Annotated in this window: 19 protein-coding genes; 13 read left to right on the top strand and 6 right to left on the bottom strand. The window is 73.7% G+C overall.

Translation table 11 applies throughout. The features are described from left to right. Positions 1–145 precede the first annotated feature (145 nt). Entirely contained in the window at positions 146–697 is a 552-nt protein-coding gene (locus EIY87_RS43485; RefSeq protein ID WP_125315942.1) for a phosphatase PAP2 family protein, read from the top strand. Here EIY87_RS43485 and zapE read toward each other — a convergent pair. Beyond that, positions 651–1670, bottom strand: a complete 1020-nt coding sequence (gene zapE, locus EIY87_RS43480) for a cell division protein ZapE (RefSeq protein WP_125315833.1) — start codon at positions 1668–1670, stop codon at positions 651–653. The genes EIY87_RS43485 and zapE overlap by 47 nt on opposite strands. 89 nt (positions 1671–1759) lie before the next feature. Between zapE and EIY87_RS43475 the strand changes: the two genes are divergently transcribed. The 11 genes from EIY87_RS43475 (at position 1760) to EIY87_RS43425 (ending at position 8646) form a co-directional block, all read left to right on the top strand. After that, positions 1760–2497, top strand: a complete 738-nt coding sequence (locus EIY87_RS43475) for a pyrimidine reductase family protein (RefSeq protein ID WP_125315832.1) — start codon at positions 1760–1762, stop codon at positions 2495–2497. Then, positions 2494–3042, top strand: a complete 549-nt coding sequence (locus tag EIY87_RS43470) for an RNA polymerase sigma factor (protein ID WP_125315831.1) — start codon at positions 2494–2496, stop codon at positions 3040–3042. Before EIY87_RS43475 ends, EIY87_RS43470 begins: the two co-directional genes overlap by 4 nt. Further along, a complete protein-coding gene (locus tag EIY87_RS43465; protein ID WP_125315830.1) occupies positions 3042–3455 on the top strand; it encodes an Asp23/Gls24 family envelope stress response protein in 414 nt (137 codons plus the stop codon). Before EIY87_RS43470 ends, EIY87_RS43465 begins: the two co-directional genes overlap by 1 nt. A 90-nt stretch (positions 3456–3545) precedes the next feature. Then, a complete protein-coding gene (locus tag EIY87_RS43460; RefSeq protein ID WP_125315829.1) occupies positions 3546–3983 on the top strand; it encodes an Asp23/Gls24 family envelope stress response protein in 438 nt (145 codons plus the stop codon). Next, on the top strand, positions 3980–4213 hold the full coding sequence (locus EIY87_RS43455) for a hypothetical protein (RefSeq protein WP_125315828.1): 234 nt from the start codon (positions 3980–3982) through the stop codon (positions 4211–4213). The genes EIY87_RS43460 and EIY87_RS43455 overlap by 4 nt, the downstream gene beginning before the upstream one ends. A gap of 48 nt (positions 4214–4261) precedes the next feature. Continuing rightward, a complete protein-coding gene (locus tag EIY87_RS43450) occupies positions 4262–4438 on the top strand; it encodes a hypothetical protein (protein WP_086865721.1) in 177 nt (58 codons plus the stop codon). Continuing rightward, on the top strand, positions 4435–4785 hold the full coding sequence (locus EIY87_RS43445) for an Asp23/Gls24 family envelope stress response protein (RefSeq protein ID WP_225440397.1): 351 nt from the start codon (positions 4435–4437) through the stop codon (positions 4783–4785). The genes EIY87_RS43450 and EIY87_RS43445 overlap by 4 nt, the downstream gene beginning before the upstream one ends. A gap of 2 nt (positions 4786–4787) precedes the next feature. Further along, a complete protein-coding gene (locus EIY87_RS43440; RefSeq protein WP_125315827.1) occupies positions 4788–5324 on the top strand; it encodes a DUF6286 domain-containing protein in 537 nt (178 codons plus the stop codon). Then, positions 5321–5920, top strand: a complete 600-nt coding sequence (locus tag EIY87_RS43435) for an Asp23/Gls24 family envelope stress response protein (protein WP_125315826.1) — start codon at positions 5321–5323, stop codon at positions 5918–5920. Before EIY87_RS43440 ends, EIY87_RS43435 begins: the two co-directional genes overlap by 4 nt. A gap of 27 nt (positions 5921–5947) precedes the next feature. Then, positions 5948–7027 carry an ATP-dependent DNA ligase gene (locus EIY87_RS43430; protein ID WP_125315825.1) on the top strand — a complete coding sequence of 360 codons (1080 nt, stop codon included), beginning with the start codon at positions 5948–5950 and terminating at the stop codon, positions 7025–7027. 71 nt (positions 7028–7098) lie between these two features. Then, complete coding sequence (locus EIY87_RS43425; RefSeq protein ID WP_125315824.1) at positions 7099–8646, top strand: alpha/beta hydrolase; 1548 nt, start codon at positions 7099–7101, stop codon at positions 8644–8646. A gap of 113 nt (positions 8647–8759) precedes the next feature. Here EIY87_RS43425 and EIY87_RS43420 read toward each other — a convergent pair whose 3' ends face one another. The 3 genes from EIY87_RS43420 to EIY87_RS43410 all read right to left on the bottom strand — a co-directional run bounded on the left by EIY87_RS43420 (position 8760) and on the right by EIY87_RS43410 (position 10668). Next, positions 8760–9908, bottom strand: coding sequence for an RNA polymerase sigma factor (locus EIY87_RS43420; protein WP_125315938.1), 1149 nt, complete (start codon positions 9906–9908; stop codon positions 8760–8762). Positions 9909–9916: 8 nt separating this feature from the next. Next, positions 9917–10324: a YciI family protein gene (locus EIY87_RS43415; protein WP_125315823.1), complete on the bottom strand. Its 408-nt coding sequence runs from the start codon at positions 10322–10324 to the stop codon at positions 9917–9919. 101 nt (positions 10325–10425) lie between these two features. After that, a complete protein-coding gene (locus EIY87_RS43410; protein ID WP_003068842.1) occupies positions 10426–10668 on the bottom strand; it encodes a DUF2630 family protein in 243 nt (80 codons plus the stop codon). Between the two features lie 87 nt (positions 10669–10755). Here EIY87_RS43410 and trxA point away from each other — a divergent pair, with 87 nt between their 5' ends. Continuing rightward, positions 10756–11121 carry a thioredoxin gene (gene trxA, locus EIY87_RS43405; RefSeq protein WP_125315822.1) on the top strand — a complete coding sequence of 122 codons (366 nt, stop codon included), beginning with the start codon at positions 10756–10758 and terminating at the stop codon, positions 11119–11121. A gap of 66 nt (positions 11122–11187) precedes the next feature. Here trxA and EIY87_RS43400 read toward each other — a convergent pair whose 3' ends face one another. Beyond that, a complete protein-coding gene (locus EIY87_RS43400; RefSeq protein WP_125315821.1) occupies positions 11188–12117 on the bottom strand; it encodes a proline dehydrogenase family protein in 930 nt (309 codons plus the stop codon). A gap of 13 nt (positions 12118–12130) precedes the next feature. Continuing rightward, positions 12131–13759: an L-glutamate gamma-semialdehyde dehydrogenase gene (gene pruA, locus EIY87_RS43395; RefSeq protein WP_125315820.1), complete on the bottom strand. Its 1629-nt coding sequence runs from the start codon at positions 13757–13759 to the stop codon at positions 12131–12133. Positions 13760–13833: the final 74 nt, after the last annotated feature.

Below are 13833 nucleotides of genomic sequence, written 5' to 3'. Positions count from 1 at the left end.
GGCGGCCGCGACGTCATGAAAGAGTCGTTCACCTCACCAGACGACATGAACGACCCTTTCATGGCATCCCCGCGGCGCCGGGCAGACCACGCGGCCGGTCACCCGCGCCAGCGCGACTACCCTCGCGGCGGTGAGAACGTTGTGGGTGCCCGCCGCCGGCTGCGGGGTGCTCGCCCTGCTGCTCGGCCTGCCCTTCGCGGGCGGCACCACCCCGGGCGCCGTCGACGCGGCCGCCGCCGGCGCCGTGGCGCACCTGGGTCCCGGGGTCGCGCGGGCGCTGGTGCTCCCCACCGAGCCCTACGTCGTCCTCGCGCTCGGCGTGCTCGCCGTCGTCCTCTGCCTCCGCGCCGGACGGCGGCTCGAAGCCGCGCTCTCGATCGGCGTCCCCGTGCTGGCCATCCTGCTGACGAGCTGGCTGCTGAAACCCCTCTACGACCGCTGGAAGAACGGCACGCTCGTCTACCCGAGCGGCCACACCGTGAGCCTGGTGGCGGTGCTGACCGTCCTCGTGCTCGTCACGCGCAAGGCGGTCGTGGCCGTGCTGTCCGCGCTCGCGCTGCTGGCGGCCGCCGCCGGGCTGGTCGGGATGGGGTACCACTACCTGACCGACGTCGTGGGCGGCACGCTCTTCGCCGTCTCCGTGGTGCTGTTCAGCTGGCCGGCGCCGCGTCGCGTGCCAGTGCCGTCAGGCGGCTGACCGCGCGCAGGTACTTCTTGCGGTAGCCGCCGTTCACCATCTCCTCGGTGAACAGCGACGGCAGCGGCTCGCCCGACACCACCACCGGGATCGCGCGGTCGTAGAGCCGGTCGGCGAACGCCACGAGCCGCAGGGCCACGTTCTGGTCCGGCGCCGGGTGGACGCCGCGCAGGTGCACGCGGGTGACGCCGTCCAGCAGCCGCCCGTAGCGGGAGGGGTGCAGGGAAGCCAGGTGCTCGCACAGCGCGTCGAAGTCGTCCACAGTGGACCCTTCGTGCGCGGCGGCCGACGCTTCCAGCTCGTCCGGGGTGACCGGCGGCGGCGCGTCCGGCAGGCCGCGGTGGCGGTAGTCCGGGCCGTCGACGCGCACCACGCCGAAGCGGGCCGAGAGCGTCTGGATCTCGCGCAGGAAGTCCTCCGCAGCGAACCGGCCTTCGCCCAGCTTCTCCGGCAGCGTGTTCGACGTCGCCGCGACGAACACCCCGGCGTCCATCAGCTCCTGCAGCAGCCGCGTGACCAGCGTGGTGTCGCCCGGGTCGTCCAGCTCGAACTCGTCGATGGCCAGGATCCGGTGCTCCGAGAGCCGCCGCACGGCTTCGGCGAAGCCCAGCGCGCCGACCAGGTGGGTCAGCTCGACGAACGTCCCGTACGCCTTGGGCGAGGGCGCCGCGTGCCACGCCGACGCCAGCAGGTGGGTCTTGCCGACGCCGAAGCCGCCGTCGAGGTAGAGGCCCATCGGCCCGCTCGGCTCGGCCGCGCCGCCGAATAGCTTGAAGCGCTTCTTCTCCTTGCGCGCCCCCACCTTCGCGGCGAACGCCGAGCACGCCTCGACCGCGGCGGCCTGGCTGGGCTCGTCGGGGTTGGGGATGTACGTCTCGAACCGGACCGCGTCGAAGCGCGGCGGCGGCACCAGCGCGCCGATCAGCTCGTCGGCGGACAGCTCGGGACGGCGGCCGGTGAGGTGCGCGGGCATGGTCGCAGAGCCTATCCGCCGCCTTCCCCCGTCCGGGCGCCGCTGTGCCCCGGTAGAGACGTGCTTCACGCCCGTGCTGGGATTGTCCCGTGCGGAGTGTGTGGCCCCTCTCGACGGGCGAGCTGACCGGGGAAGACCTCGAAGGGATCTACGCCTACCCGGCGAGCCTCGACCGGCCGTGGGTGCAGGTCAGCTTCGTCGCGTCGGCCGACGGCGCCGTCGAGGTGGACACGACGTCGGCCGGGCTGTCCCACACCGCCGACCGGCGGGTCTTCCTGCTCGGCCGCGACCTCGCCGACGTGATCCTGGTCGGCGCCGGGACCGCCCGCGCGGAGGACTACCGCGGGGTCGTCGCGGGCCCGAAGCGCCTGGCCCGCCGTCGCCGCCTCGGGTTCACCGGCGTCCCGCCGATCGCGGTGGTGACCCGGACCGCCGACCTCGACCCCGCTTCCCGCCTGTTCACCGAGACCGTCGTTCCCCCGATCGTGGTCACCACGGAGTCCGCGGACACCGGGGCGCTCGAAGCCGCCGGGGCGTCGGTCCTGCGGGCGGGCACCGCCGACGTCGACCTGCCGCGCGCGCTCGACCTGCTGGGCGAGCGGGGCCTGCGCCGGATCGCGTGCGAAGGCGGGCCGCGGCTGTTCGCGCAGCTCGTCGCGGCCGACCGCGTCGACCAGCTGTGCCTGACCGTCGCGCCACTGCTCGTGGCCGGGACCGCGGACCGGATCGCCACCGGCCCCGCGGCCGTCCCGCGCCGGCTTTCGCTCGCGTCGATCCTGGTCGAAGACGGCTTCACGTTCCTGCGCTACCGCCGGGCCGCCGGGTGAGCGGCGACGCCGACCTGGCCACCCGGGCCGCGGCCGGGGACGAAGCCGCGTTCGGCGCGCTCGTGCGGGAGCACACGCCCCGGATGTACCGGGTCGCGCTGCGGATCACCGGCAGCCCCGCCGAGGCCGAGGACGTCGTGCAGGAGTCGTGGCTGGCCGCGTGGCGCGCGCTCGGCACCTTCCGGCACGAGTCCGCGGTGTCGACCTGGCTCTACCGGGTCGTCACCAACAGCGCGCTCGCCCTGCTGCGCCGCCGCAAGCCCACCGTCTCGCTGGACGAACCCGCCGGCCAGTCCACTGTGGACACATCGGCGCTCGCCGTCCCGGGCCCCGAAGGCCGGGTCGTGCGGGCGGAGGAGGTGGACGCGGTGCTGCGGGCGATCGGCAGGCTCGAGGTGTCCCAGCGGGTGCCGCTCGTGCTGCGGGAGCTGGAGGGGCTGAGCTACGAAGAGGTCGCCGAAGTGCTCGACGTGAACGTCGGCGCCTTGCGTTCCCGGCTGCACCGCGCCAGGGTGGCGCTGCTCGCCGAATTGAGGGAGCGGTGATGGCCGAGCAGACCGACCCCGAGCGCGACCCGCGCTGGGACGCCGTGCGCGCCGCCGCCCGGCGCCGCGTGGCGACCCCGCCGGGCCTGGTCGAACGCGTGCTGCGGGCGGTCGCGCGCGGCGGCCGGGCCGCCGTCGAGGTGCCCGGGGACGACGGCGGGCTGCGGATCACCGAACAGACGGTCGTCCGCCTGGCCGGGACCATCGCGGCCGGCCGGGCGCCCGCGGGCGTGCGCGTCTCGGCCGTCGCCGTCGAGGACGGCGTCGTGCAGGTGCTGGTGTCGGTCCGCTTCGGCGTCGTCGCCGACGAAGCCGCCGAAGCGCTGCGGCGGGAGGTCACCGCCGAGCTGTCCCGGCAGCTGGGTGTCGAGACCGCGGTGAACGTGCACGTCGTGGACGTCCACCCGGGTTGAGCGTTCCCCCGATCGGGTGAGCTTGCGTGAGGGATTCGCGGTCCCGGGCATCGTAAGGGCGAGAGACCGCCGCGAGAGGAGCCAGCACGCATGCACCCGGAACGGACCGAGAGCCCCGGCACGGTGACGCCGCTCAACGAGGAGGGCGCCGCCGGCCGCACCACGATCTCGTCGCTGGTCGTGCAGAAGGTGGCCGGGCTGGCCGCCCGCGAGGTCGCCGGCGTGCACGCGCTGGGCGGCGGCGGGGTGTCCCGCGCGATCGGCGCGCTGCGCGAGCGGATCCCCGGTTCCGGCACGGTGACCACGACCGGCGTGTCGGTCGAGGTCGGTGAGAAGCAGACCGCGATCGACCTCGACGTCGTCGTCGAGTACGGCGCCCGGATCACCGACGTCGCCCGCGCGGTGCGGCGCAACGTGATCACCGCGGTCGAGCAGATCACCGGGCTCGAGGTGATCGAGGTCAACATCGCGGTCAACGACATCCACCTGCCGGGCGACGAAGAGCCCGAATCCACGCGGGTGGAGTGACCGGGCCCGCGCGGGAGGACCCGGAAGGCCGCGCGGCCTTCCGGGCGTTCGTGCGCGCGCACCACCCCGACGTGGGCGGGGACCCGGCCGAGTTCGCGGCCGGGCTGGCCCGCTTCCGGGACTCCACCGGGGACGCCCGCTTCGACGCCCCGGTCACCTTCGTGCGCCGCCGCCGGGGTCTGGCCGCGCTGGTGTCCCGCTTCCGCCGCCGCCCGCCCCGCGTGCGGTGACCGCCCCGCCGGGGCAAGCTCTTCGTTCGAACCGTCCAAGGAGGACATGTGAACGCAACGCAGACCGGGCTCCTGGCCGGGCTGGTCCTCGGCCTCGCCGCGACCCAGGGGTTCACCGCGTTCCTGGTGACCCTGGCCGTCGGGATCATCGGCCTGGTCGCCGGCCGGGTCCTCGACGGCGAACTCGACCTCGGCGAGCTGTTCGGCAAGGGCCGCGACAAGTGAACCGCGCCCTCGACGTGCCGCGCGAGCTCGCCGAACCGGACGAGCGCGGCACCCTCACCATCGGCCACGCCGTGGTGCGCAAGGTCGCGCAGCACGCGGCCGGCCAGGTGCCGGGTACCGCGCACGACGGCAAGAAGGGCGCGAAGGCCAAGGTCGGCGGCCTCGACAACGACGTCGACCTCGCCCTGGACCTGGCCTTGCGCTACCCGGGTGCGGTCCGGGCGGTCGTCGGCGACGTGCGGCGGAAGGTCACCGAAGAGGTCGAGCTGATCACCGGCTACCACGTGCGGACGCTCGCCGTGACCGTGTCCGCGCTGCTGCCCGAAGTCGCGCCGAGGGTGCGGTAGCCGTGCGCCCGTTCGTCCGCGTCCTGGCCACGCTGCTCGGCCTGGCCTTCGCGGCCGCCGGGGCGCTGCTCGCCCTCGAAGTCGGCTGGCACTGGTGGCGCCCGGCGGCGGCGCCGCTGGTGGTGCCGTGGCCGCGCTGGCAGGCGCAGCTCGCCGCGCTGGGCTGGGACGCCTACGCCGTCCGCGTCGGCGCCGGGGTCCTCGCCGCCGCGGGCCTGGTGCTCGTCGTCTGCGCGCTGGCCGCCGGCAGCCGCGCGGTGCGGCTGACCGACCCGGGCGACGAGGTGAGCGTTTCGACGTCGCCGCGGTCGCTGGCCCGGCTGGTCGGGCTGACCGTGCGCGCGCAGGACAACGTCGCCGGCGCGTCGGTCACCGCGAGCGCCCGGCGGATCCGCGTCCGGGCGAAGAGCACCCTGGAGGCCGAGGGCGAGCTGCGGCCGCGGCTGCTGGAAACCGTGTCCGCCCTGCTCGACGACGTCCCGCTGGCGCGGCGGCCGAAGGTCACCGTCGTCGTCGACTCGCCGAAGGACCGCCGATGAGCAAGTCAGTCGCCGCGAAGGCGCTTTCCCGGTCGTACGCGGGCGAACGCGCGCTCACGTTCCTCGTCGGGCTGCTCGCCCTGCTCGGCGGCGCCCTCGCCCTGGTGGTCGGCTTCGGCGTGCTCGGCGAGTACCGCGGGCGGCGGCCGCTGCTGGACCCGATGGCCGTCGAGTGGCTCGGGAGTCACGCGACCCCCGCGCGGATCGCCGCGATCGTGCTCGGCGTCCTGCTGTTCGTGCTCGGGCTGCGCTGGGCGCTGCGTTCGCTGCGCCCGGAACCGCGGCCGGACCTGGACCTCGACCGCACCGAGGGCGCCGAACTGGTGGTCACCGCGTCCGCGATCGCGGATGCCGTGCGGGCCGACGCCGAACGGCTCGACGGCGTCAGCCGCGCCCGCGTCCGCGCCGTCGGCTCGCGCACCGCCCCGGCGTTGCGCGTGACGCTGTGGCTGCACGAAGGCACCGACCTCAAGGGCGTCTGGGCCGGCCTCGACACCCAGGTGCTGGCGCGGGCCCGGGAATCGCTCGGCCTCGACGCGCTGCCCACCGCCGTCCGCCTGGAACTCGACACGGCCCCGGCGAAACGCGTGCGCTGAGCCGGGCTTGTGCGCAGAATGCGCAGCATGCCCCTACCGCTGCAGCCGCCGCTGAAGCCGATGCTCGCCAAGCCGTCGAAGGCCATCCCGGACTCCGGCGGCCTGCTGTTCGAGCCCAAGTGGGACGGCTTCCGCTGTCTCGTCTTCCGCGACGGCGACGAGCTGTACCTGCAGTCCCGCGCGGAAAAGCCGCTCAACCGGTACTTCCCCGAGGCGGTGGCCCGGCTGCTGGAGGTGCTGCCGCCGCGGGTCGTGCTGGACGGCGAGCTCGTCGTCGCCCGCGACGGTCGGCTCAACTTCGACGCCCTCACCGAGCGGATCCACCCCGCCGAAAGCCGGATCACGCTCCTGGCGGCCGAGCAGCCCGCGGAGTTCGTCGCCTTCGACGTCCTCGCCCTCGGCGACGACCTGCTGCTCGACGAGCCGACGTCGGTGCGGCGCGACCGGCTCGTGGAGCTGGCCGGCGAAAACTTCCCGCTCACCCCGGCCACCACCGACCCGGCCACCGCGCGGCACTGGTTCGAGCTGTTCGAAGGCGCCGGCCTCGACGGCGTCATCGGCAAGCCCCTGGACGAGCCGTACACGCCCGGAAAGCGCGTGATGCTCAAGTACAAGCACGTGCGCACCGCCGACTGCGTACTGGCCGGCCTGCGCTGGCACGTCGACGGCGGCCCCGGCGAGCTGGTCGGGAGTTTCCTGCTGGGGCTGTTCGACGAGCACGGGGTGCTGCACCACGTCGGCACGGTCGGGTCGTTCCCGATGCCGAAGCGCCGCGAGCTGGCCGAGGAACTGGCGCCGCTGATCACCGACGGCGAGGACCACCCCTGGGGCGGGCTCGCGAAGGGCGAGGGGCAGCGCATCCCCGGCGGGATCACCCGCTGGCGCGCCACCGAGCACGAGTGGGTGCCGCTGCGGCCCGAGCGCGTCGTCGAGGTGGCCTACGAGAACACCGAAGGCGGGATGCCGTCGCGCTTCCGGCACAACGCGCGGTTCAAGCGCTGGCGGCCGGACCGCGAAGCCGCGTCGTGCGACTACAGCCAGCTGGAGGAACCGGCCCGCTACGACCTCGACGCCGTGTTCCGCGGGCAGGTCGTGCGGACCCGCTAACCCGCGTCCCACACCGGCCGTGCGAAGCTCGGCGGTACTGCTGCCCTTGATCGAACGTGAGGACCTCGCCCGTGCGCCGCCGCCGTTCCCGTGTCCTGGTCGCGCTGCTCGCCCTGGCCTCCGCCGCGGGGTGCGCGGCCGGGCCGTCGGTGCGCCCGGCGCTGGTCGAGAACGACGGCAAGACCACCGGCAGCACGCCGGCCGGGACGCCGTCGGTACCGCTGCCGCCGCTGGCCGAACCGCAGTCGCCGTCGCTGAAGTGGGCCGACTGCGACGACGACACCCGGCAGCGGATCGGCACCCCGCCGGTCCCGGACAGCCTGCACTTCACCTGCGCCCGCGTCACCGCCCCGCTGGACGCGCCGGGCGAGCCCCGCCGGTCACTGGTCCGGCTGCTGGCGCTCAAGGTCGGCAGCGGGCCGGTGCCGCTGGTGGTCGTCAACGACGTCGACGGCGAGCCGGGCACGGTGTACGCCGCGCGGCTGGCCGCGACGCTGCCGCCGGCGTTCCTGGAGAAGTTCTCGCTGGTGGGCGTGGACCGCCGCGGCACGGGGATGTCCGGCGCGGCCCAGTGCGTGCCGCCGGACATCCGCCACGACCTGATCGACGCCGACCCGGCGCAGGGCGACCTGCAGGACGTGCTGGACGCGGCCCGCAAGGCCGGCCAGCAGTGCGCGATCGAGCTGGACGACTCCCAGACCGCGCTGGACAGCTGGCGCGCGGCGGGCGACCTCGAAGAGGTGCGCAAGCAGCTGGGCCTGGAGCACCTGAACGCACTCGGCCGCGGCGACGGCTCGAAGGTGCTGGCCGAGTACGCGGTCCGCTTCCCGGCCCAGGTCGGCCGCATGGTCCTCGACGGCGTCCCGGACCCGGGCGCGGACACCGCGGCGGTGCTCGACGCGGTCGCCGCCGGCGCGCAGTCCACATTGGACGCCTTCGGCACGGACTGCGCGTCCCGCGGCTGCGCCCTGGGCGACCCGAAGGCGGCCCTGGCGGCGTTGACCGACCAGCTGCGCGCGAACCCGCCGTCGACCGACGACGGCGTCGCGTTCGGCCCGGGCGTGGCGATGTTCGCGGTGTACTCGGGCCTTTCCCAGCGTTCGCGCTGGCCGGAGCTGGCGGACGCGGTGGTCGCGGCCCGGGGCGGCAACATCGGCCCGCTGGCGGCGTTCGCGGCCCCGGTCCTGCACGACTCGCGCGCGCACCCGTCCCGCATCGACGCGACGATCGCGACCCGCTGCAACGACAGCCAGTCCCGGCTGTCGGCCGCCCAGCTCGACCAGGTGGTGGCGGGCATGCGGGCGAAGTACCCGCAGTTCGGCACGGTGGTCGCCCAGCAGCTGGCGTGGTGCGGCCCGTGGCCGGTGCGCACGGAACCGCTGCCGCCCCCGGGCGCCCCGGGAGCCCCGCCGATCCTGGTCGCGGCGACGGCGGCCGACCCGTCGACCCCGGGCGTCGGCAGCACCCGGGCCGCGGACCAGATGCCGTCGGCGGTGACGATCACGTGGCAGGGCGCGGGCCACGGCGCGGTGGGCGCTTCGCCGTGCGTGACGGACGCGGCGCGGGCATTCCTGGTGGACGGGAAGATCCCCGCGAACGGCACCCTCTGCCCGGCCTGACATGTCATGCCTGGGGGCTGGGCCCGCGGTCAGCGAGACGGCTCACCCACCCGCCGAATGCCCGTGAAGGGCCCCTTCACGGGCATTAAGTGCCGTGAAGGGGCCCTTCACGGTCAAGAGCCCCGCAGCCCCGCGTTGAGCCGGGCCGCCTCCCGCGTCAGGTGCTCGACCTCCGCCGCGTTCGTCGCCTTCCGGGCCGCCTCGGCGTACAGCTCCGCCGCCTTCGCCGTATCCCCTTCACGCTCGTGGAGGTACGCCGCCACCGCCGTGTACCGCGGCAACGACGGATCCAGCTCCGCCAACGCCGCCAACCCGGCGCGCGCCCCGTCGGCCTCCCCCACCGCCACCGCGCGGTTGAGCCGCACGACCGGGCTGTCGGTCAGCCGGGCCAGCTCGTCGTACCACTCGACGATCTGCACCCAGTCCGTCTCCTCCGCCCGAGGCGCGTCCGCGTGCAACGCCGCGATGGCCGCCTGCGCCTGGAACTCCCCCAGCCGGTCCCGCGCCAGCGCGGCCTGCAGGATCGACACGCCCTCGGCGATCAGCTTCGTGTCCCACAAGGACCGGTCCTGCGACGCCAGCGGCACCAGCCCGCCGTCCGGGCCGGTGCGGCCGGCGCGGCGGGCGTGGTGCAGCAGCATCAGGGCGAGCAGCCCGGCCACCTCCGGGTGGTCGATCGACGCCGCCAGGCGGCGGGTGAGGCGGATCGCCTCCGCCGCCAGGTCGACGTCGCCCGAATACCCCTCGTTGAACACCAGGTACAGCACGCGCAGCACCGTCGCGACGTCGCCGGGCTCGTCGAACCGCACGCCCGAGACCGTCTTCTTCGCCCGGCTGATGCGCTGGCCCATCGTCGCCTCGGGCACCAGGTACGCCTGCGCGATCTGGCGCGTGGTCAGCCCGCCCACCGCGCGCAGCGTCAGCGCGACCGCCGACGACGGTGTCAGAGACGGGTGCGCGCACAGGAAGTACAGCTGCAGCGTGTCGTCGTGCGCGGGCACCTCCCCGGGCGGCACCTCGGCTTCGACGACGTCCTCGCGACGGCGGCGGGCGGTGTCCGAGCGGGTCTCGTCGAGGAACTTGCGCCAGGCGACCGTGACCAGCCAGCCCTTCGGGTCGCGCGGCGGGCCGTCCGCCCAGCCGCGGACGGCCTCGATCAGCGCTTCCTGGACGGCGTCTTCGGCCGCCGCGAACGGGGCGCCGCGGCGGACGAGGATCGCCAGCACCGCGGGGGTGAGACTGCGGAGGAGAACCTCGTCCACCGGTCCGGTCACTCCGTGATGGTGGGCAGCGGGGCCAGGCACGGGCGCAGCTCGAGCCACTCGTGGATCGGCTTCCCGCCCGCGCCCGGCGCCGCGGACAGCTCGGCGGCCAGCTCGAGCGCGCGCTCGTAGCTGTCGACGTCGATGATCATCCAGCCGGCGATGAGGTCCTTCGTCTCGGCGAACGGGCCGTCGGTGACCGGCGGGCGCCCCTCGCCGTCGTAGCGGACGAACGTCCCCTCGGGGGCCAGCCCCTGCTCGCCGACGAACTCCCCGGTCTCCCGGAGCTTGGCCGCGAACTCGTCCATGTACCGGATGTGCGCGGTGATCTCTTCCGGTTCCCACTGGTCCATCGGCACGCAGTTGACCGCCTCCGGGGCGCCGCGGTAGTGCTTGAGCAGCAGGTACTTGGCCATTGTGGTGCTCCCTCAGGTGGTGGGCGACCGGCCTGCCCGGTCGCTTTCACCCCGGGGACGGAGCCGGCTCCCGGCTTTCGACGTCGCCGCCGAAGAAATTTTTACTGGCGGTAGGACTCGACCTCGGAGACCGGGCGGGCCGCGGCGTCGTCCGGGTTCTCGTGGAACTCGGTCTTCGCGCGGCGCTGCCGCAGCAGGTCCCAGCACTGGTCGAGCTGCTGCTCGACCGCGGTGAGGCGGTCCTTGTCGCCGCCGCTCAGCCCCACGCCGACCGAGCGCGACCGGAGCTCGTGCTCCTCCGCGATCAGCTCGTCGATCCGGCCCAGGATTTCGCCGTCGGCCATCTGTGGTCCTCCTCTTCCGGGTTGCTCGGAAGGAGACGCTACCCCGGCCCGGGGAATTCCCGCCGCCCCCGGTTCGTTGACCAGGGCATGAGCACCGTTGAGCTGACCGCCGAGAACTTCGACCAGACGGTAAACGACAACGAATTCGTCCTGATCGACTTCTGGGCGAGCTGGTGCGGGCCGTGCCGCCAGTTCGCGCCGGTCTACGAAAAGGCGTCCGAGAAGCACGACGACATCGTGTTCGCGAGCGTCGACACCGAAGCGCAGCAGCAGCTCGCCGCCGCCTTCGACGTCCGCTCGATCCCGACGCTGGCGATCATCCGGGACAAGACCCTGATCTACGCCCAGCCCGGCGCGCTCCCCGAGCCCGCGCTGGAGGAGCTCATCAAGCAGGCCCGCGACGTCGACATGGCCGAGGTCAAGCGCAAGGCCGCCGAAGCCGAGCAGGCCTGACCACCACCACACCCGTGAAGGCCTCCTTACCGGTCAAAAATGCCGGTAAGGAGGCCTTCACGGCGTTCAGGAGCGGGTCGCGAGGCCGCGCAGGAAGAACGTCAGGTTTGCCGGGCGCTCGGCCAGGCGCCGCATGAAGTAGCCGTACCACTCGTCGCCGTAGGGCACGTAGACGCGCATGCGCGCGCCCGACGCCGCGATTCGCGCCTGCTCCTCCGGCCGGATGCCGTAGAGCATCTGGAACTCGTGGTCGTCGTCCTTGCGGCCGTTCTCCTCGGCCAGCGCGGCGGCGATCTCGATCATCCGCGGGTCGTGGGAAGCGACCATCGGGTACCCCTGCCCCGCCATCAGCACGCGCAGGCAGCGGACGTAGGACTTGTCCACTTCGGACTTCTCCTGGAACGCCACCGACTCCGGCTCGGCGTACGCGCCCTTGCACAGCCGGACGCGGGAACCCGGGCCGGACAGCGAACGGCAGTCCTCCTCGGTGCGCCGCAGGTAGGCCTGCAGCACCGCACCCACCCACGGGTACTCGCCACGCAGCTCGCGCAGGATGCCGAGCGTCGAGTCCGTGGTGGTGTGGTCCTCCATGTCGAGCGTCACGGTGGCGCCGACCGCCTCGGCCGCCGCGCAGATCTTCCGCGCGTTCTCCAAGGCGACGTCCTCGCCGTTCGACGGCAGGAACTGGCCCACCGCCGACAGCTTCACCGAGACGTCGGCGCCGGCCGCCAGTCCTTCCGCGGCGAGCGCGGTCAGCACGGCTTCGTAGGCCGCGACGGTCGAGGCGGCCTGCGCGGCGTCGGTGGTGTCCTCGCCCAGGTGGTCGAGGGTGATCCGGCGGCCGTCCGCGGCCAGTTCCCTGGCCACGCGGACGGCGTCGGCGGTCTCGGACCCGGCGACGAACCGGCGCACCACGGACCGCGTGGCGGGCACGGCTTCGACGAGCGCCCGGATCTTCCGGGACCGGGCGGCGGCGAGCAGCGGGGCACGCAGCATGACGGTCTCCCTCTCAGCCCTGGTGCGGGTAGCGCACGGAGGTCGGCGGCACGAAGGTCTCCTTGATCGAGCGCGGGCTGGTCCAGCGCTGGAGGTTGAAGATCGAGCCCGCCTTGTCGTTGGTGCCCGAGGCCCGCGCGCCACCGAACGGCTGCTGGCCGACGACGGCGCCGGTCGGCTTGTCGTTGACGTAGAAGTTGCCGGCGGCGAACTTCAGCGCCTCGGACGCCTTCGCCACGGCCGCGCGGTCGTCGGCGATGATCGCGCCGGTCAGCGCGTACGCGGCGGTCTCGTCGACGAGCTTCAGCACGGCGTCGAAGTCGTTGTCCTCGTAGACGTGGACCGACAGGATCGGGCCGAAGTACTCGGTCGAGAAGATCTCGTGCTTCGGGTTGCCCGAGACGAGGATCGTCGGCTGGACGAAGTAGCCGACGCTGTCGTCGGCCGTCCCGCCGGTGAGCACCTCCACCGAGTCGTCGGAAGCGACGCGGTCGAACAACGCGGTGTGCTTGGCGAACGCGCGGGCGTCGATCACCGCGCCGCCGAAGTGCGACAGGTCGGTGACGTCGCCGTAGGTCAGCGCCTCGGTCTCGGCCACGAGGCCGTCCTTCAGCCGGTTCCAGACGCTGCGCGGGACGTACGCGCGCGAAGCGGCGGAGCACTTCTGGCCCTGGTACTCGAAGGCGCCGCGGACCAGCGCGGTGCGCAGGACGTCGACGTCGGCCGACGGGTGCGCGAGCACAAAGTCCTTGCCGCCGGTCTCGCCGACCAGCCGCGGGTACGAGCGGTAGCCCGCGATGTTGGCGCCGACCGTGCTCCACAGGTGCTGGAACGTCGCGGTCGAGCCGGTGAAGTGGATGCCGGCCAGGTCGCGGTGGGTCAGGGCGACCTCGGAGACGGCCTTGCCGTCGCCCGGCAGCAGGTTGATCACGCCCGGCGGCAGGCCCGCCTCTTCCAGCAGCCGCATGGTGAGGTGCGCGGCGAACGACTGCGTCGGCGACGGCTTCCACAGGACCGTGTTGCCCATCAGCGCGGGCGCGGTCGGCAGGTTGCCGGCGATCGCGGTGAAGTTGAACGGCGTGATCGCGTAGACGAAGCCCTCGAGGGGCCGGTGCTCCATCCGGTTCCACACGCCCGGCGAGCTGACCGGCTGCTCGGTGAGCACGCGGCGGCCGAACTCGACGTTGAAGCGCCAGAAGTCGGCCAGCTCGCAGGCGGAGTCGATCTCGGCCTGGGTCGCGGTCTTGGACTGGCCGAGCATGGTGGCCGCGTTCAGGGTGGCGCGCCACTTGCCGGTGAGCAGGTCGGCGGCGCGCAGCAGGATGGCGGCGCGGTCGTCGTAGGACAGCGCGCGCCACTCCGGCGCGGCCTTCGCGGCGGCCGCGATGGCGTCGGTCGCGTCCTGCTGGGTGGCGCTGTGGATGGTGCCGAGGACGTGCTGGTGGTTGTGCGGCTGGACGACGTCGATCTGCTCGCCGCCGCCGGGGCGCTGCTCGCCGCCGACGGTGACCGTCAGGTCGATCGGTTCCGCCTGGCCCAGCCGCGTGAGCGCACCCTCGAGTTCGGCGCGCTCAGCGCTGCCCGGCGCGTAGGTGAGCACCGGCTCGTTCTTCGGGGCGGGGGTCTGGGTCACGGCGTCCACGGCGGCTCCTCTGCCTTTTCCTCTACGTCCTTGATGCCCCGAACGGTAACTCCGGACACGTGGTGACGGACTGT

Source organism: Amycolatopsis eburnea, from assembly GCF_003937945.1.
Classification (GTDB): domain Bacteria; phylum Actinomycetota; class Actinomycetes; order Mycobacteriales; family Pseudonocardiaceae; genus Amycolatopsis; species Amycolatopsis eburnea.
This window is presented reverse-complemented; position numbering and strand designations above follow the sequence as displayed.

Bases quoted from the DNA above. Each gene is read 5' to 3' on its own strand.
- zapE (WP_125315833.1), bottom strand. From the start codon at position 1,670: ATGCCCGCGCACCTCACCGGCCGCCGTCCCGAGCTGTCCGCCGACGAG.
- EIY87_RS43460 (WP_125315829.1), top strand. From the start codon at position 3,546: ATGCACCCGGAACGGACCGAGAGCCCCGGCACGGTGACGCCGCTCAAC.
- EIY87_RS43410 (WP_003068842.1), bottom strand. From the start codon at position 10,668: ATGGCCGACGGCGAAATCCTGGGCCGGATCGACGAGCTGATCGCGGAG.
- EIY87_RS43415 (WP_125315823.1), bottom strand. From the start codon at position 10,324: ATGGCCAAGTACCTGCTGCTCAAGCACTACCGCGGCGCCCCGGAGGCG.
- EIY87_RS43465 (WP_125315830.1), top strand. From the start codon at position 3,042: ATGGCCGAGCAGACCGACCCCGAGCGCGACCCGCGCTGGGACGCCGTG.
- EIY87_RS43400 (WP_125315821.1), bottom strand. From the start codon at position 12,117: ATGCTGCGTGCCCCGCTGCTCGCCGCCGCCCGGTCCCGGAAGATCCGG.
- EIY87_RS43435 (WP_125315826.1), top strand. From the start codon at position 5,321: ATGAGCAAGTCAGTCGCCGCGAAGGCGCTTTCCCGGTCGTACGCGGGC.
- trxA (WP_125315822.1), top strand. From the start codon at position 10,756: ATGAGCACCGTTGAGCTGACCGCCGAGAACTTCGACCAGACGGTAAAC.
- EIY87_RS43430 (WP_125315825.1), top strand. From the start codon at position 5,948: ATGCCCCTACCGCTGCAGCCGCCGCTGAAGCCGATGCTCGCCAAGCCG.